The organism is Arthrobacter sp. 9AX, assembly GCF_902506095.1.
GTDB lineage: Bacteria > Actinomycetota > Actinomycetes > Actinomycetales > Micrococcaceae > Arthrobacter.
Genome location: NZ_LR733293.1, coordinates 1558418 through 1576338 on the forward strand (window position 1 = coordinate 1558418; position 17921 = coordinate 1576338).

Genomic DNA, 17921 nt, shown 5'->3' on the forward strand with positions numbered 1-17921 from the left:
CGGACTGCCCCTCCTGTAGGGAAGTGCCGGGCATTTTATTGCGCTATCCCCGTGCCCGGATGGACCTAAAGTTACGGGCAATCGTGGTCAAGTTCTTCACAACGGACGGCAAGTTCAGCGTTTTCAAGGTTGGAACCCAGCTTCTGGTGCTCTGCGCGCTGGTGGTGGGGCTCGTAGCCTTCGTGGGCAATAACAAAACCATCACGCTCAACGTCGATGGCAAGGTTACTTCCGTTCAAACCTTCGGTGGCACAGTGGGGCAGGTCGTCAAGAGCGCCAACCTTGAACTGAAGCCGGCGGACCGGGTTTCCCCGGCCATCGACTCCACCGTCCAGAACGGCACGGTCATCAACGTCAACCAGGCCAAGGAAGTCAAGGTCAGCCTGGACGGCTCCGAAAAAACGGTGAACACCACCGCCCAGGACGTCGAAGGACTGGTCACTGAACTCGGTGTGGCGAGCGCGTCCTCGGTCTCCGTTCCCAAGGATGCCCAGCTTTCCGTGGCAGGATCCTTCGTTTCCATCTCCACGCCGAAGTCCGTGAGCATCGTTGCCGACGGCAAGGTCGAGACGGCCACCACCACGGCCGCTACCGTAGGCAAGGTTCTGGAGGACGCCGGGCTGACGCTCGGAGCCAACGACCGCTCCTCCCAGCCTGCCAACGCCCACGTGGTCAACAACATGGTGATCAAGGTGTCACGCGTGGACACCGGCCAGACCGCAGTTACCACCGAGGACGTCCCCTTCACCACTGAGACCAAGGAAAGCGCCGACCTGCTCAAGGGTGAAAAGGAAGTCACCCAGGCCGGCACGGCGGGCAAGGTGGAGAAGACCTACAAGCTGGTGCTGGTCGACGGCCGCGAAGCCTCCCGCACCCTGGTCGCTGAATCTGTCACCGCCCACCCCGTGACAGAGAAGGTCACGGTGGGCACCAAGGCCAAGCCCGTGGCCCCGGCGGTTCCCGCAGCCGGTGCCAACACCGGTGCCGCGGCCCCGGCCATGATGAACGAGGCCATGTGGGACAAGATCGCCCAGTGTGAGTCAGGCGGAAACTGGTCCATCAACAGCGGCAACGGCTACTACGGCGGCCTGCAGTTCGACATCCGGACCTGGATCGGCTCCGGCGGAGGCGCTTACGCCCCGAATGCCAGCCTCGCCAGCAAGGCCCAGCAGATCGACATTGCCAACCGCGTCTACGCACAGCGCGGCCTGCAGCCTTGGGGCTGCGGCTGGGCTGCCGGCAGCTGACGAAACTGCACCACAACGCACTGCGGCCGGGCCCTGATCTTCGGGGCCCGGCCGCGGCATTTAACCGCTGCATTACCAGCGCAGCCCCGGGCGGGCGGTGGCTGGCATGCGGGATAGGATACCTAGGTGACTGAACCCATCCCCGCCGCGCCCGCACCGCTGTTCGGTGCCTCCGACATACGCCGGCTGGCGGAAGAGATCGGCGTCCGCCCCACCAAGACCCTGGGCCAGAACTTTGTCATTGACGGCAACACCATCCGCAGGATCGTGGCTGCGGCGGGGGTTGGGCCGGATGAAACAGTCCTCGAAGTGGGTCCCGGCCTCGGATCGCTGACCCTGGGCCTGCTGGACGCGGCCGCCGGCGTCGTGGCAGTGGAGATAGACCCTATACTCGCCGCGAAGCTCCCCGAAACCGTCAAGGAATGGCGCCCCGCCGCCGTCGGAAGCTTCCACCTGGTGCAGGCCGACGCGATGAAGGTCACGGAACTTCCGGTCCAGCCCACTGCCCTGGTGGCCAACCTCCCGTACAACGTGGCCGTGCCCGTTGTGCTGCACCTCCTGCAGCATTTCCCCAGCCTCCGGCACGGCCTGGTGATGGTGCAGGACGAAGTGGCCGACCGGCTGGCCGCAGTGCCGGGATCCAAGATTTACGGTGTGCCATCCGTGAAGGCTGCCTGGTACAGCCACATGCGCAAAGCCGGCGTCATCGGCATGAACGTGTTCTGGCCGGCCCCCAAGATCCATTCCGGGCTGGTGTCCTTCACGCGGCGCGAACCGCCGGTCACCACCGCCACCCGCGAACAGGTTTTCGCCGTGATTGACGCCGCCTTCGCGCAGCGCCGCAAGACCCTGCGCGCAGCCCTTGCCGGTTGGGCAGGCAGCGCCACGGAAGCGGAACGCTGCCTGGTTGCCGCCGGAGTGGACCCCACCGCCCGCGGTGAAGTCATAGACATCGCCGCCTTCGCACGGATCGCCGAAGCCCGTGAGGCCCGCCTGTGAACGCCCTTCCCGGGCGCTTTGCCGCCAGGACCGTCCGGGCCAAGGCGCCCGGGAAGGTCAACGTCTCACTCGACGTCGGCCCGCTCCGTCCGGACGGCTACCATTCCGTGGCCAGCGTCTATCTGGCCGTGTCCCTGTACGAGGAGGTGGCGGCCACCAGCACCGAGACGCCGGGGATCACCGTCAGCCTGAGCGCGGACAGCACACTGGACCTGGACGCCGTGGACATTCCCCTTGACGAAAACAACCTGGCCTACAAGGCGGCAGCCATCATGGCCGACGTCTCCGAGCGCACAACCGGCGTCCACCTGGAGATCACCAAACGCGTGCCCGTGGCCGGCGGCATGGGCGGCGGCTCGGCGGACGCCGCCGCTACGCTCCTGGCCTGCGACGCACTCTGGAACAGCGGCCTCTCCCGTGAGGAACTCGCCCACCTGGCTGCCGAACTCGGCGCAGACGTTCCCTTTTCCTTGCTGGGCGGAACCGCCGTCGGCCTGGGTTTGGGCGACGAACTCTCCCCGGCCCTGGCCAAGGCGCAGACGGACTGGGTCCTGGTCACCGCCGACTTCGGCCTCCCCACGCCGGAGGTCTACCGGACGCTGGACCGGCTGCGGGCGGCGGAAGGCATCGACGTTGCCGAGCCCACCGGTGTGGACCCGCAGATCCTCACCGCCCTCCGCAGCGGCGACGCCGAAGCGCTGAGCAGGGTCCTGGTCAACGACCTCCAGCGCGCCTCCATCGAGCTGGCGCCGTCATTGCGCGATACGCTGGGAATCGGCGAATCACATGGTGCCATTGCGGGAATCGTCTCCGGATCGGGGCCCACCGTGGCGCTGCTGGCCGATGACCCTGTCGCCGCCGAAGGCCTGGCGGAGACCCTGCGGCGCTACGGCCTGACAGCCCTCGCCGTCCACGGCCCCGTTCCCGGGGCCCGCATCATCTCCGACACCGTCCTGTAAGACGTAGTTCCCAGCAGCAGAAAGCAGCTCCCTTTGGCACACCTTCTTGGCGGCGAGAACCTCACCGTCTCCTACGCAACCCGCACCGTCCTGGACGGCGTCACCCTCGGGCTGGAGGAGGGTGACCGGATCGGCATGGTGGGACGGAACGGTGACGGCAAGTCCACCCTGATGCGCCTGCTGGCGCTGCGCTCAACCCCTGACAACGGGCGGGTCACCAAACGCGGCGACGTCAACGTGGGGTACCTGGACCAGAGTGATGTGCTCGACGGCGACCTGACAGTCGGTGCCGCGATTGTGGGGGACCAGGCGGACTACGAATGGGCGCGCAACCCGCAGATCCGCGAGATCATGGGCGGGCTGGTGTCCGACGTCGACTGGCATGCCAACGTGCACGCCCTGTCCGGCGGTCAGAAGCGGCGCGTGGCGCTGGCCAAGCTCCTGATCGAGGATCACGACGTCATCATGCTGGACGAGCCCACCAACCACCTGGACGTGGAGGGTGTGGCCTGGCTGTCCCGGCACCTGAAGAGCCGGTGGCGGGCCAACCAGGGCGCGTTCCTGGTAGTCACCCACGACCGCTGGTTCCTGGACGAAGTCTGCAACAAGACCTGGGAAGTCCACGACGGCATCGTGGACCCCTTCGAGGGCGGCTACGCGGCATACGTCCTGGCCCGCGCCGAACGGGACCGGATGGCGTCCGTGGTGGAAGGCAAGCGCCAGCAGCTGGTGAAGAAGGAACTCGCCTGGCTGCGCCGCGGCGCCCCTGCGCGCACGTCCAAGCCGAAGTTCCGCATCGAAGCCGCCAACGCCCTCATCGCCGACGTCCCCGAGCCCAGGGACTCGACTGCCCTGAGCAAGATGGCTACCGCCCGCCTCGGCAAGGACGTGCTGGACCTGGAAAATGTCTCCTTGAACTTCCAGGGAAGCGACCACGGCCGGAAGCTCTTCGACAACATCACCCTCCGGCTGGCCCCCGGCGAACGCCTCGGCCTGGTGGGCGTCAACGGAGCCGGCAAGACCACGCTCCTGAAGCTGCTCAACGGTGAGATCACGCCCGACGCCGGCAAGGTCAAGCGCGGCAAGACCGTAGTCACCGCCGTGCTCACCCAGGAGGTGAAGGAGCTCGACGACGTCGCCGACCTGCGCGTCATCGAGGTCATCGAGCGCGAGAAGCGGTCCTTCAACGTGGGCGGCAAGGAATTCACGGCTGGCCAGCTGGTGGAGCAGCTCGGTTTCACCAACCAGAAGCAGTGGACACCGGTGAGGGACCTCTCCGGCGGTGAGCGGCGACGCCTCCAACTGCTCCGGCTGCTCGTGGGGGAGCCCAACGTGCTGATGCTCGACGAGCCCACCAACGACCTCGACACCGATACGCTCGCCGCGGTGGAGGACGTGCTGGACGGCTGGCCCGGGACCCTGGTAGTGGTCAGCCACGACCGGTACCTCCTGGAACGCGTCACCGACCACCAGATGGCGCTCCTCGGCGACGGCAAGATCCGCGGCCTGCCCGGCGGCGTGGACCAGTACCTGGAACTGCGCGAGTCCGCCCTGGCCGGATCCACCATCACCGGCGGCGGCAACCCCGTCACCAGCGCGGGCCAGGCACCGGCAGGTCCCGGAATGTCCGGCCCGTCCGAAGCCGAGAAGCGCGATGCCCGCAAGGCACTCAACCGGATCGAGCGCCAGATCAAGAAGCTTGACCAGCAGGAGAAGAAACTGCACGACCAGATGGTCAAGAGCACCGAACAGTCCGATTTCGACGCCCTGGCCGAACAAAACAGGCAACTCAAAGACCTCGCCGACGAAAAGGACGCCCTCGAAATGGAGTGGCTGGAAGCCTCAGAACTCCTGGGCGACTAGGCACAAGGGCCCTGCACCGCGGACGGGACCACGGTGGTCACTCGGCCACGCGGAGCTCCGGGTCCTTCTTGAGGCCGGTCAGGCCGTTCCATGCGAGGTTGACAAGGTGTGCCGCAACAGTGTGTTTGTCGGGCTGGCGGGCGTCCTGCCACCATTGGCCGGTCATGGCCACCATGCCCACGAGCATCTGGGCATACATTGCGCCGTCCTGTGCGCTGAAGCCGCGGCGGTCGAACTCGTCCGAGAGGATGTGTTCCACTTTGGCGGTGACGTGGGAAAGCAGAGTGGAGAAGGCGCCCTCCGGTTGCGACGCCGGGGCGTCGCGCATGAGGATCCGGAACCCTTCGGTGCGGTCCTCGATGTAGGTGAGCAGGGCCAGGGCGGCACGTTCCACGAGGACGCGCGGCTTCGCCTCGGCCGTGAGGGCGGCGTTGATGGAATCCAGGAGGAGCCGGAACTCGGAGTCCACCACCTGGGTGTACAGCCCTTCCTTGGATCCGAAGTGCTCGTAGATCACGGGTTTGGACACGCCGGCGCACGCCGCGATTTCCTCGATGGTGGTGCCGTCGAGCCCCCGGACTGCGAAAAGGGCCCGACCGACGTCGATCAACTGGCTTCGCCGCTGAAGGCCGGTCATTCGTGTCCGCGGAGGGTTGCTGCTCACGTTTCCATCATGCCCTACCGGTTTCCGGCGGGATTGCCTCCGCGCAACCGGAGAAGAACCGCTGCGGAACCGGGAGTGGAGGCCCGTGTCGCGCGGTGCCCCGAACCCGTGGCAAAATAGGGACTTGTGCCCGGGCCTTGCGCCTACGGCACGGTCCGCTCTGGTGTAACGGCAGCACCCCGGCCTTTGGAGCCGTGGAGTATAGGTTCGAATCCTATGGGCGGAACTGCTGTGCGAGGAGCGTTCAGTAGCAAAACCACCGGTGCCGCCCGGCGTGGCCGGTCACCGCAAGCGCCAGCGTAACCAAGCAAGGAGAGCCAGTACGTGATCCCCGAGAAAACCGGCCCGGCAGCAGTCATCGTTCTGGCGGCAGGCGCCGGTACCCGGATGAAATCGCGTACCCCGAAGATCCTGCACGAGATCGGCGGCAGGTCCATGGTGGGCCACGCCCTCCTGGCCGCACGCAGCATCAACCCCCGCCAGCTTGCCGTGGTGGTGCGCCACGAGCGCGATCTGGTGGCACGCCACCTTGCCGACACGGACCCGTCTGCCGTGATCGTGGACCAGGACGATATTCCCGGCACCGGGCGCGCGGTGGAAGTAGCTTTGCAGGCCCTCGACGCCGGGCAGGACCTCGCCGGCACCGTTGTGGTGACCTACGGGGATGTGCCGCTGCTCTCCGGTGAGCTGCTGGCCGAGCTCGTGGCAACGCACGAACGCGAAGGCAACGCGGTCACCGTCCTCACGGCGGTCCTGGACGACGCCAACGGCTACGGCCGGATCCTGCGCGGCGACGACGGCACGGTGACGGGCATCCGCGAACATAAGGACGCCTCCGACGCCGAGCGGCTGATCCGTGAGGTCAACTCCGGTATCTATGCTTTCGACTCCGCCGTCCTCCGCGATGCGCTGGTCCACGTCACCACCGATAACTCGCAGGGCGAAAAGTACCTGACCGATGTGCTGGCACTGGCCCGGCAGGCAGGCGGCCGCGTGGCCGCCGTCGTCACCGCCGACCGCTGGCAGGTGGAGGGCGCGAACGACCGCGTCCAGCTCGCCGCCCTGGGCGCGGAGCTGAACCGCCGCACCGTGGAAGCCTGGATGCGTGCCGGCGTCACGGTGGTGGACCCGTCCACCACCTGGATCGATTCCTCCGTGACCCTCGACGAGGACGTCCGGATCCTGCCCAACACGCAGCTGCACGGCGCCACCAGCGTGGCGCGGGACGCCGTCGTGGGCCCCGACACCACCCTCACCGACGTCACTGTCGGCGAAGGCGCCAAAGTGGTCCGCACCCATGGTTCCGGCGCCTTCATCGGTCCGGATGCCGCCGTCGGCCCCTTCACCTACCTCCGCCCTGGCACCGTACTCGGCGAGAGCGGCAAGATCGGCGCGTTCTACGAGACCAAGAACGTCACCATCGGCCGCGGCTCCAAGCTGTCACACCTTGGCTACGCCGGCGACGCCGAGATCGGTGAGGACACCAACATCGGCTGCGGCAACATCACGGCCAATTACGACGGCGAGAAGAAGCACCGCACGGTCATCGGCTCCGGTGTCCGCACAGGTTCCAACACGGTCTTTGTTGCCCCGGTCACCGTGGAGGACGGTGCCTACAGCGGCGCCGGCGCGGTGATCCGCAAGGACGTTCCGGCGGGCGCGCTCGCCCTCACGGTGGCGGCACAACGCAACACCGAAGGCTGGGTGGTGGCCAACCGGCCCGGAACCCGCTCCGCCGAACTGGCCCAGGCGGCCACCACAGATTCCTCAAGTACCCCGGCATCTACAGAAGAGGGCAAGCAATAATGAGCGAAATTACGGCGCGCGGCGAAAAGAAACTGGTGCTGGCCACCGGCCGTGCCCACCCCGAGCTGGCCCGGGAGATCGCCAAGGAGCTGGGCACTGAACTGCTGCCGGTGGACGCCTACGACTTCGCCAACGGCGAGATCTACGTGCGTGCCGGCGAGAGCGTCCGCGGAACGGACGCCTTCGTCATCCAGGCGCACCCCGCCCCGCTGAACAACCACCTCATGGAACAGCTGATCATGATCGATTCGCTGAAGCGTGCCTCCGCCAAGCGCATCACCGTGGTGTCACCGTTCTACCCGTATTCCCGTCAGGACAAGAAGGGCCGGGGCCGCGAACCGATCTCCGCCCGCCTGGTGGCTGACATGTACAAGACCGCCGGTGCCGACCGCATCATGAGCGTGGACCTGCACACCTCCCAGATCCAGGGCTTCTTCGACGGCCCCGTGGACCACCTGATGGCCATCCCGCTGCTGGCGGATTACATCCGCACCCGCGTGGACGCCGACAACATCACTGTGGTGTCTCCGGACACCGGCCGCGTCCGTGTTGCGGAGCAGTGGGCCGAACGCCTGGGCGGCGCCCCGCTCGCTTTTGTGCACAAGAGCCGCGACCTGACCGTTCCCAACCAGGCTGTTTCCAAGACCGTGGTGGGCCAGATCGAAGGCCGCACCTGCGTCCTGATCGACGACATGATCGACACCGGCGGAACCATCTCCGGTGCCGTCACCGTGCTGAAGAACGCCGGGGCCAAGGACGTCATCATCGCGGCCACGCACGCGGTCTTCTCCGAGCCGGCTGCGAAGCGCCTCTCGGAGTCCGGCGCCCGGGAAGTAGTGGTTACCAACACCTTGCCGCTGAACGCCTCGCAGCGTTTCCCGCAGCTGACGGTGCTGTCCATCGCACCGCTGATCGCCCGCGCCGTCCGTGAAGTGTTCGACGACGGCTCCGTCACCAGCCTCTTCGACGGCAAAGCCTGACCGGTCCGGTGGTTGGGCCGGCCGGTTCCGGCAGGCTCAACCGCCGGGTCTGCAGCCTGGACGTGGGCCCGTTTTCGGGATCCCGGCACACCGCTGGTAGACTGTCCAGCGATACCTTGGCGAGGGAGAGCGCCGGTCACCGCACCTGCGGGGGCCGGTCCGCAGTCTCCGTTATCGACTGGGTCTGAATCTCCCTTCGAAAGTGGGCCGCCTCCGGGCCGCCCGGCGTTGAAGGTCGCAACAGACCTCCGCCCTTGCTGAACACCGTTTAGTTATCAAGGAGATACCCATGTCTGAGCAGAAGCTTGCAGCAGAACTTCGTACCGAATTCGGCAAGGGCTACGCCCGCCGCGCCCGGATGGCCAACCTGATCCCCGCCGTCATCTACGGCCACGGCGCAGAGCCCATCCACATCACCCTCCCCGCCAAGGCAACCACCCTGGCCGTCCGCACCGCCAACGCACTGCTGTCCCTGGACATCAACGGCGAAGGCCACCTGGCCCTGGTCAAGGACGTCCAGCGCGACCCCATCAAGCAGATCATCGAGCACATCGACCTGCTGACCGTCCGCCAGGGCGAGAAGGTCACCGTTGACGTTCCGGTCCACGTTGAAGGCGAATCCGCTCCCGGCACCGTCCACAACCTGGAACTGACCGTTGTGTCCCTCGAAGCCGAGGCCACCCACCTGCCCGAGTCCGTCACGGTCAGCATCGAAGGCCGCGCGGCCGGCGAGCACATCCACGCTTCGGACCTGGTCCTGCCCAAGGGCTCCGTCCTGCTGGCTGACGCTGACGCACTCGTGGTGAACATCTCGGAGTCCACCGAGTCCAATGAGGAAGAGGCTGAAGAAGCTTCCGAAGCTGCCGCCGAGTAATTCCGCTTCACATTGTGACAGTGGCCGGATCCCCAGGGGTCCGGCCATTGGCATGTCCGCACTACAGCCGGCGCCATGTGCGCACAAACCGCCACCTTAGGATTGACTCATGACTGACACCTGGCTGATCGTTGGACTCGGAAACCCCGGGGCGCAGTACCAGGGGAACAGGCACAACGTCGGCCAGATGGTGCTTGATGAGCTTGCCGGCAGGGTGGGGGCCGGGTTTAGGACCCACAAGGCACGTGCCCAAGTGGTGGAAGGGCGGCTCGGCATCGGTGGTCCCCGCGTAGTGCTCGCCAAACCGATGAGCTACATGAACGTCTCCGGCGGCCCCGTCTCGGCCCTGGCCAACTTCTACGGCATCGAGGCCGGGCACGTTGTCGCCGTGCATGATGAAATCGACATTCCCTTTAACACAGTGAAGCTCAAGCTCGGAGGTGGCGAAGGCGGCCACAACGGGCTGCGGGATATTTCCAAGGCGCTCGGCACCAAGGACTACCTCCGGGTCCGGGTGGGGGTAGGCCGGCCACCGGGCCGGATGGACACCGCGGACTACGTCCTGAGGGATTTCGGTACTGCCGAACTCAAGGAGCTGCCTTTCCTGCTGGACGAATCGGCCGATGCCGTGGAGCTGCTGTTGCGGGACGGGTTGCTGGCGGCGCAGCAGAAGTTCCATCCGGCCAAGTCTGAGCAATAGACACAAAAAACTTAAAAGTCGCCTGAACCTGTTTCCATGTCTGCACCACGAGGTACTCTGTCTCGTAGGCGGGGGAGCAATGGGGCTACATCCCGCTAATCGGGGACGTAGGGGATAAGTTCATGTCAATCGAGCCACTCAGCTGGGGACGTGGGTCAACGCCCCAGCACGCTGGGCTACAGACCGAGACCTCCGGGGCGCCAGGGGGGCAACAGTGGTCTGCACCTGCCCGCAGCGCAAACCTTGAATCCGTCCGGGCGGCACTGACTCCCGAAAATTCGCTGGGCGTGGTGATCACCGGCGGCCGCGGTGTGGGTAAATCGTCGCTGGCCCGGGCCGCAGTGGCCGATCTCGGCCCCGATGTCTGGTCACTTCAACTCCGGAACGGTCCCTCCGGCGCCAACACCCCCTACGGCTGCCTCTCCTTCCTCCTGGCCCGCCTTCCCCAGGCCTATATGGGTTCTCCTACAGCCATCCTGCGGGGCATCACGTCGCTGATCCGCAGCGATTCCGCCGGGCGGCCGTGCGTCATCACCCTCGATACGTCAGGCAGCATCGACGACATGAGCGCCGGCGTGCTCCTGAACGTCCTCCTGACGGGCACGGCGAGGATCATCGCCGTCGCACCAAAAATCAGCGACCTGCCCGCTGATTTCCACTGGCTCCTCACGGACCGGCGCCTCACCGAGGTCAGGCTGAGCAACCTCAATGAGCTGCAGACCCGCCAGGTGCTGCTGTCCCAACTCGGCCACCGCGTTTCCGCTTCCCTGGTCAACACGTTCCACCACATCGTGGGCGGCAACCCGCTGCTGCTGAAGGCACTGGTTACTGAACAGAAGCTTTCGGGAAACCTCGTCCTCTCCGACTCCGTCTGGACCCTCCGCGACAAAGTGGTGCTCGACGGCGCCGCCAGCCTTGATGACATCGTCCGCTCCCGCTGGTCCAGGGAGACGCCGGGAACCCGGGAAGTCATCGAGATGCTCTCCTGCGCCCGCCGCGTGGAACTGGCCAGGCTGACTGCCATCTACAGTGCGGACGTCGTGGCCGACATGGAGGACGGCGGCCTGCTGGAAATCGACGAATCGGATCACCGCTGGGTCTCGTTGCGGGAGAAATACATCGGCGACGTGGTGCGCTCCTGGCTGAGCATTGCCCGCCGCCGTGAATTGCGGGGCGTGCTCCTTGGCGGGACGGAACCTGATCCGTCGGACATGACCGTCGAAGAGCTGATGGCCTTCGCAGCCTGGACCCATGAATGCGAGGCCGAACTCAGCCCCGCCCTGGCCCTCGCAGCCGCCGAAGCTGCCGTGCAGCTTTTTGACCCCCGCTTCGCCCTGGCCTACGCGGACATGCTCAGGAGGACGGACCGGGAGTGGGTTCCGGCCCAGCGGCACAAGGCCGCCGCGTACCTTCAGCTGGACCTGCCCGTCCAGGCGCTGGCTGCCCTGGATGACATCTCGCAGCCCGAGCTGGACGGCGTTGGCGTCGAAGAATATGCCAACGTCGTTGCGTCCAGGGTCCGGGTGATGCTGTGGCTGCCGGAGCAGGCCGGCAAGGTTCCCGACGTTCTCGCCGCCGCCCGGGAACGGCTGGAAGACGCCAGGAGCCATGCCGTGTGGCCACACCCGGCCGTTGCGGCCGCCAACCGTGTGGCGCTGAGCGCGTTCGAATACCGCGCGTTCGCCGGTGACTACGCAGCCATGATTCCGGAGCTTGAGGCAGCAGCGGATCCGGCCGGCAACCCCGACACCTCCTACCGGATGCAGGCTGCAGTCATCCTGATGACCGCGCTGTCCCTGACCGGTCGGGAAATGGACGCACTGGGCCTGATGCGGCGGCTGGGCGGCCAGATTTCGGATGCCTCGCACGTGGTGGGGCTGCGGGAGCAGTACACCCGGGAGGCGTTCCTGGTGCTGCTGACGGCGGGGCAGTGGCGGCGCTGCATCGACCTTGTGGGAGCACCCACCGACGCCGAAGCAAACCCTTTGCCGTACCGGAGCGCCGCCTCTGAACTTGCGGCCGGGCTGGCGTACGTCTACTCCGGCCGGGGCGGCGCTGCCCTGGACCCGTTGATTTCGGCGGTGGCGCAGCTGGAGCTCCAGCCTGCCCAGAGCGCCCTTCGCATGGCCTATGCCGCAACCGCCCTGGCGTACGCCCAGACGGGCAACGCGCCGCAGGCCCGTAAGTACCTGGCCAAACTGCAAAGGACACCCGGTAAATCCAGTTTTTCCGCCGAGAACATCATTGAGTTCTGCTCGCTGGTGGCCGGACGCTGGCTCGGTGACTCCGAATCCGTTGCCGGCCTGAAGCAGTCGGCTCAGCGGAGCCTCAAGACCGGCCTCTACACAGTGGCGGGGATCAGCCTGCTCGCCGCCACCGTCAACGGCAGCGACGCCGACTTCCGTCTTCTGGAGGACATCGCCGGGCATCGGCAGGGTCCGCTGGCGGAGGTTTCCCGGCTCATCGCGGTGGGCAGCAGGACCAAGGACGCCAAAACCCTCCTCGCTGCCGGGGAACTGGCCGCCACGCTGGAGCTTGATGCCGTGGAAGCCCGGTGCATGGCCCTGGCGGTGGACTTCGCCCGGCAGGACGGGGACGCGGTCTCCTCCCGCACCGCCCAGGCCCGGCTGGACATCCTGGCTGCCACCGTGGCAAACCTTCCCATCGTGCCCAGCAGCGGCAGCCCGCTGCTCACCGCCCGGGAGCGCCAGATCGCGCGGCTCGCCGGGCGGGGTGCCTCAAACCGTGATATTGCCCTGGAAATGGGAGTATCAGTCCGAACAGTGGAAGGCCATTTGTACCAGGTCTTTACCAAGCTCGGCGTAACTTCCAGGGGTGATTTGACTGGACTCGTCTAACGGCCACAAGCCGGCAGCCGCGCACCGCGCCCTCACCGGGAGGCGGGAGCCGCTGGAACGGATCTGCAACATCGTGCGGAACGGTACCAGCCAGGCGGTTTTCCTGATGGCAGGGCCCGGCATTGGCAAAACGTCCCTGACCGAGGCAATCGCCGAGCGCCTCGCCGGGGAGCTGAACATCCTGCAGATCCACGGCAGCTCCGCCCTGGCAGCCGTGCCTTTCGGTGTCCTCACCCCTTACACCGGTGACCTGACTGCTGAGGAATCTGTATCGCCGGTAGCGGTCCTGCGTTCAATGTGGACCTATTTCGAAAAATTGAAGGCCGGCCGCGGCGCCCCCGTCCTGCTGGTGCTGGATGACGCCCACCACCTGGACGAAGCCTCCGCGGGCGTTGTGGCGGACCTGATTTCCGCCGGCTGGGCATCGGTGGTGGCTGCTGCCCGGCCCCGGCCCGGCCTTCCGCAGCCGCTGGACCAGCTCTGGTACGACGGCCTCGCCGAGCGTGTGGACCTCCGCCCGCTGAACCGGGAGCAGATCGAAGAGGTCCTTGCCCACGTCCTCGATGGAACCGTCCCGCCTGCCACAGTGGACTCCATCTGGCATGCGTCCGGTGGCAACCCGCGGATTCTGGATGCCCTGCTCCACGATGCCGCCGAAACGGGGGTACTGGCAAAGCGCAACGGCATCTGGATACTGCTCGGCCCACTTCCGGCCGACGGTCCCCAGCTCACCGCCGTGGTGACCAAGGACCACCTTCGGCGGCCGCCGGAGGAACAGGAAGCGCTGAAGCTGATCGCCCTCGCCGGGCCGGTGGGCCGGAAGGTGATCGAGGACATCAGCGGCGCCGCCGTGGTCAGGTCCCTCCTGGACCAGCAGATGGTGTCCGAAAACTCGGGCATCCCGTCTGAGCTCTCCATGTGGAACGCCCTCTTCGCCAAGGCGATCAGGAGCACCCTTTCGGTGTCCCGGAGCCTGCAATTGCTGGAAAAAGTCCGGGACCACCAGGACGCCACTGCCCTGCGCGGCGAAGGGATGCTGCGTTCCGTCGAGTGGGCGTTTGAAGTGGGATTGGGGATCCCCGACCCCCACATGCTGGACGCGGCCAGCGAGGCCTTGCGGCGGTTCCGCAACGACAGCGCCCGCACCATCGCCGCGAAAATCCAGGATCCTGAACTGCTGCCCCGCGCCAAGGCGATCCAGGCGCGGGCACTTTACAACGAGGGCGCCTACAGCGCAGCTGCCGACCTCCTGGACGCCTGCTGGCAGCAGCTGTCCGCCACTGCGGAGGGTCCCGCCGTCGTCCTGCTCCGGGCAGCCGCCCACCAGGCAAAAGGCACATCGTTGAAGGCCTTGGGCGAGGACATGCGCGAATACGCCGGGCAGCCGCGGGAAGGGGACCCGTCCCGGCAGGATCAGCTCGCGCGCGTACTGCACCTCCTGGAGCTGGGCGCGGAAGTGGACGCCGAAGCACTCGCCGCTGAAGTCCGGGAGGTCAGGAACAGCACCTCCGCCGAGGCTGACGGCGAACCGGTCCGGGCGTTGGGGGAGGCGCTTCTCGCGCATGCCATGGCTGCCGCCGGCCGCGCCGCCGAGGGGCTGGACGCCGCACTCCTTGCTGCCTCCGAGCTGCCTCCGCTGGACGCGAGCCTGTTCTTCTTTCGGGAATTCGTACTGGGCCGGCTGGTGACCGACTACCTCGCCATGGGTGAGTGGGAATCGGCCGAGCGTGAACTCAACAATTACGCGGCCAGCCATGCGGCCGGGGCCTCCACCTTCAACGGCAGCCTCCAGGTGCTGCGCGGATACTCGCTGCTTCGGCAGGGCCGGATGGAGCGCGCCTACCAGGTGTTGCTGCCGGCCGTGGAGGCACTCCGGCTGAACGATCCGCTGCAACTGTTCCGCTTCGGTTCGGCCCTGGGTTTCTACGTTGCCGCAAGGCTGGGCGACACGGCCCAGGGGCAGCGCCTGGAACAGGATTACAGCGACGCCGTGGCCGGAGGCCCGGCCCACGAGCTGCTGGCCGCTGCCTACAGTGCCGCTGCCGCCGAGTACCTCTCCCGGGACGGCAAGGGCCTTGCCTCGCTGCATACCCTGGCCACCACGCCTGACGCCACCGCCAGGACAGGGACCCTGCTCGAACTCCTGGCCATCTGCTGGGACCTGGGAGACCCTTCGGTCATCCCCATGGTGCAGGCGGTGGCGCAGTCCGTGGAGGGCCGGTGGGCTCAATCGATGCTGACCCTGGCCACCCGCTGGGAAGAGGCTGACGGGGATGCCTTGATGGAAACGGCAGCAGCACTGGAGGAAGCCGGATTCGTCAACCTGGCCCGGGAGGCCTATGCCCGGTCCAGCACCCTGCTGGAGCAGGCAGGGGAACGCCGGCGCTCCCGGCAGGCCGTGGCCCTGCGCGAGAAATGCGACCATGAACTGGGGGAGAGGTTCCGGGAAGGCCGCTTTATTGCCGCGGCGCCCGCCGTCCACCTCACCCGGCGTGAACAGGACATTGTGGGACTCGCCGTCCAGGGCCTCACGGACCGCGAAATCGCCCAGCGGCTGATGGTGTCAGTGCGCACCGTGGAGGGCCACCTCTACCGCACGTACGTCAAGCTCGGCGTCCGCAGCCGGGATGAGCTGGAGTCAGCGCTGCCCAAGTAGGCCTTCAACCTGGCACCTGCAGCAGCGCCCGCCGGCCGGCGGGCGCTGCTGCATGCCCCCTTACTGCAAGCCCTGGCAGCACTGTCCGCCCCGTTTCAAACGCCTTCCGGGTATCAGTGCCCCACAGGTAGTCCCACACAGGCGAATTCGAGTACACCCTACTCGTGTGCCGGGTGGCGCCGGAGTATTTACTTATGGAAGCAAGGCAAACGGCACAAAAACCGAAGCTGCGCGAACCGAACATGGCCTCGTATACACCAAACTTCCGGTCCCTTGCGGGACCGGGCTGTACGGGGCCGGCGACGTCAGAGTCTTCTGAGACCGAGACTCTCCCCCCAGCCGTCGCCGGCCCTCCACTCCGCGGGCTGAAGCCCGGAGCGACTGTGGCGGCTGCCCCTCCGGGCGGCCGCCACAGCCGTGCTGTGGGACAATTGAGTGTCATCCGTTGGCATCTCAAGGAGTTAGTTTTGGCCGTAGTATCAACGCCAGCCACGCTGGAACGTGCTTTGCCGGTCATGGACAACGCGGAAGTCCGGCGCATCCGCAACGACTTCCCGGTCCTGGACCAACTGGTCAACGGACGCCCCCTCATCTATTTGGACTCCGGGGCCACCTCGCAGAATCCGCTCAGTGTCATCGAGGCCGAACAGGAATTCTACGAACAGCGCAACGCCGCTGTGCACCGCGGCGCCCACCACCTTGCGGTCGAGGCCACCGAAGCCTTCGAGGACGCCCGGCAGACGGTAGCGGACTTTATTGGCGCCGACTACGCCGAGGTCATCTGGACGTCGAACGCCACCGAGGGCCTGAACCTCCTCAGCTATGCCCTCTCCAACGCCGGACTGTGGGCTGCACAGGGGCGGGGCGATGCCAGGCTCAAAGAGCTCGCCCTGGAACCGGGCGACGAAATCGTCGTGACCGAGATGGAACACCACGCCAACCTCATACCCTGGCAGGAACTCGCCTTCCGCACCGGGGCCACCCTGCGGTACATCCCCGTGGACGACGCCGGCGCCCTCCGCATGGACGTGGCCCGCGACACCGTGAACCGGCGGACGAAGGTCCTGGCCTTCACGCACGCCTCCAACGTCCTGGGCACCATCAATCCCGTCAAGGATCTCGTGGCGCTGGGCCGGGAAGCCGGAGCCCTGGTGGTGCTTGACGCCTGCCAGTCCGCCCCTCACATGCCGCTGGACGTCAAAGCCCTGGACGTGGACTTCGCAGCGTTCTCCGGGCACAAAATGCTTGCCCCCACGGGCATCGGTGTGTTTTACGGAAAGCAGGACCTGCTGGATATCCTCCCGCCTTTCCTGACCGGCGGTTCCATGATCACAACGGTGACCATGGAACGGGCCGAGTACCTCCCGGCGCCCCAGCGCTTCGAAGCAGGGACACAGCGGATCTCGCAGGCAGTGGCACTGGCGGCAGCAGCGAACTACCTCACCGAAACCGGCCTGGACCGGATCCACCGGTGGGAGTCCGCGCTGGGCCAGCGGATGGTCACCGGCCTGGAGTCCATCCCCGGCATCCGGGTCCTGGGCCCCGCCGCGGGGCAGGAGCGCATTGGACTGGCGGCGTTCGACGTCGAGGGCGTGCATGCCCACGATGTGGGGCAGTTCCTTGACGCGCGGGGAATCGCAGTGCGGGTAGGCCACCACTGCGCCCAGCCGCTGCACCGCCGGCTGGGGCTGACGGCCACCACCAGGGCCAGCGCCTACCTATACAACACCACCGACGACGTCGACCAGTTCCTCGACGCCGTCGCGGGCGTGCGTGCCTACTTCCGCGCCTGAGACACCCCCACACCTGAAGGTAGAACCATGAGCCTTGACCAGCTGTACCAGCAGATCATCCTGGACCACTCCAAAGCCCGGCACGGCAGCGGACTGGCCGGCACCCAGGCGCCCGGCGGCGCCACCACCGGCCAGTCCCACCAGCTCAACCCGGTCTGCGGAGACGAAGTGACCCTGCGCCTGGCCGTCAGCGACGGCAAAGTGGCGCAGATTGCCTGGGACGGTGCGGGATGCTCCATCTCCATGGCCTCCGCCTCAGTCCTGACCGACCTGGCGGAAGGAATGACGGTGGCGGAACTTCACGAGGTGATTGACAGCTTCCGGGAAGTCCTGAGGTCCCGGGGGAAGATCCAGGCAGACCCGGACCTGCTGGGCGACGCAGCGGCCTTTGAGGGCGTGGCCAGGTATGCGGCGCGGGTCAAGTGCGCCATGATTTCCTGGGTTGCCGCGGAGGACGCGCTCAACCAGGCGGCCTGACCGCACCAGCCAACAACGCAGAAAACGTCCGGCCCTCGTCCCAGC

13 protein-coding genes and 1 tRNA gene are annotated in these 17921 nt (G+C 66.7%); 13 read left to right on the plus strand and 1 reads right to left on the minus strand.

What is annotated here, in order from left to right; genetic code table 11:
- The first annotated feature begins 59 nt into the window (after nt 1-59).
- The 4 genes from BACI348_RS07170 (at nt 60) to BACI348_RS07185 (ending at nt 5068) form a co-directional block, all read left to right on the plus strand.
- Nucleotides 60-1247: a resuscitation-promoting factor gene (locus BACI348_RS07170; RefSeq protein WP_201298394.1), complete on the plus strand. Its 1188-nt coding sequence runs from the start codon at nt 60-62 to the stop codon at nt 1245-1247.
- Nucleotides 1248-1373: 126 nt separating this feature from the next.
- Entirely contained in the window at nt 1374-2246 is an 873-nt protein-coding gene (rsmA, locus tag BACI348_RS07175; protein WP_159824589.1) for a 16S rRNA (adenine(1518)-N(6)/adenine(1519)-N(6))-dimethyltransferase RsmA, read from the plus strand.
- Nucleotides 2243-3205, plus strand: coding sequence for a 4-(cytidine 5'-diphospho)-2-C-methyl-D-erythritol kinase (locus tag BACI348_RS07180; protein WP_159824590.1), 963 nt, complete (start codon nt 2243-2245; stop codon nt 3203-3205). Before rsmA ends, BACI348_RS07180 begins: the two co-directional genes overlap by 4 nt.
- Nucleotides 3206-3238: 33 nt before the next feature.
- Nucleotides 3239-5068 (plus strand): ABC-F family ATP-binding cassette domain-containing protein, encoded by a 1830-nt coding sequence (locus tag BACI348_RS07185; RefSeq protein WP_159824591.1) that lies wholly within the window; start codon nt 3239-3241, stop codon nt 5066-5068.
- Nucleotides 5069-5105: 37 nt separating this feature from the next.
- Here the strand turns inward: BACI348_RS07185 and BACI348_RS07190 are convergent, their stop codons facing one another.
- Nucleotides 5106-5732: a TetR/AcrR family transcriptional regulator gene (locus tag BACI348_RS07190; protein WP_159824592.1), complete on the minus strand. Its 627-nt coding sequence runs from the start codon at nt 5730-5732 to the stop codon at nt 5106-5108.
- A gap of 154 nt (nt 5733-5886) precedes the next feature.
- On the opposite strand from BACI348_RS07190, the gene BACI348_RS07195 reads away from it, so the two are divergent.
- The 9 genes from BACI348_RS07195 to sufU all read left to right on the plus strand — a co-directional run bounded on the left by BACI348_RS07195 (nt 5887) and on the right by sufU (nt 17876).
- Nucleotides 5887-5958 (plus strand) — tRNA-Gln (locus BACI348_RS07195).
- A 98-nt stretch (nt 5959-6056) separates the two neighbouring features.
- The gene (gene glmU / locus BACI348_RS07200; protein ID WP_159824593.1) at nt 6057-7538 is read left to right on the plus strand and encodes a bifunctional UDP-N-acetylglucosamine diphosphorylase/glucosamine-1-phosphate N-acetyltransferase GlmU; all 1482 of its coding nucleotides are present in this window, start codon (nt 6057-6059) and stop codon (nt 7536-7538) included.
- On the plus strand, nt 7538-8518 hold the full coding sequence (locus BACI348_RS07205) for a ribose-phosphate diphosphokinase (protein WP_159824594.1): 981 nt from the start codon (nt 7538-7540) through the stop codon (nt 8516-8518). The genes glmU and BACI348_RS07205 overlap by 1 nt, the downstream gene beginning before the upstream one ends.
- A gap of 289 nt (nt 8519-8807) precedes the next feature.
- Entirely contained in the window at nt 8808-9392 is a 585-nt protein-coding gene (locus BACI348_RS07210) for a 50S ribosomal protein L25/general stress protein Ctc (RefSeq protein ID WP_159824595.1), read from the plus strand.
- 109 nt (nt 9393-9501) lie between these two features.
- Nucleotides 9502-10092 (plus strand): aminoacyl-tRNA hydrolase, encoded by a 591-nt coding sequence (pth, locus tag BACI348_RS07215; RefSeq protein WP_159824596.1) that lies wholly within the window; start codon nt 9502-9504, stop codon nt 10090-10092.
- A 122-nt stretch (nt 10093-10214) separates the two neighbouring features.
- Complete coding sequence (locus BACI348_RS07220) at nt 10215-12950, plus strand: helix-turn-helix transcriptional regulator (protein ID WP_159824597.1); 2736 nt, start codon at nt 10215-10217, stop codon at nt 12948-12950.
- Between the two features lie 73 nt (nt 12951-13023).
- Nucleotides 13024-15606: a LuxR C-terminal-related transcriptional regulator gene (locus tag BACI348_RS07225; protein WP_236557485.1), complete on the plus strand. Its 2583-nt coding sequence runs from the start codon at nt 13024-13026 to the stop codon at nt 15604-15606.
- Nucleotides 15607-16073: 467 nt separating this feature from the next.
- On the plus strand, nt 16074-17399 hold the full coding sequence (locus BACI348_RS07230; protein ID WP_159824598.1) for a SufS family cysteine desulfurase: 1326 nt from the start codon (nt 16074-16076) through the stop codon (nt 17397-17399).
- 27 nt (nt 17400-17426) lie between these two features.
- Nucleotides 17427-17876 carry a Fe-S cluster assembly sulfur transfer protein SufU gene (sufU, locus tag BACI348_RS07235; protein WP_159824599.1) on the plus strand — a complete coding sequence of 150 codons (450 nt, stop codon included), beginning with the start codon at nt 17427-17429 and terminating at the stop codon, nt 17874-17876.
- The last annotated feature ends 45 nt before the right edge of the window (nt 17877-17921 follow it).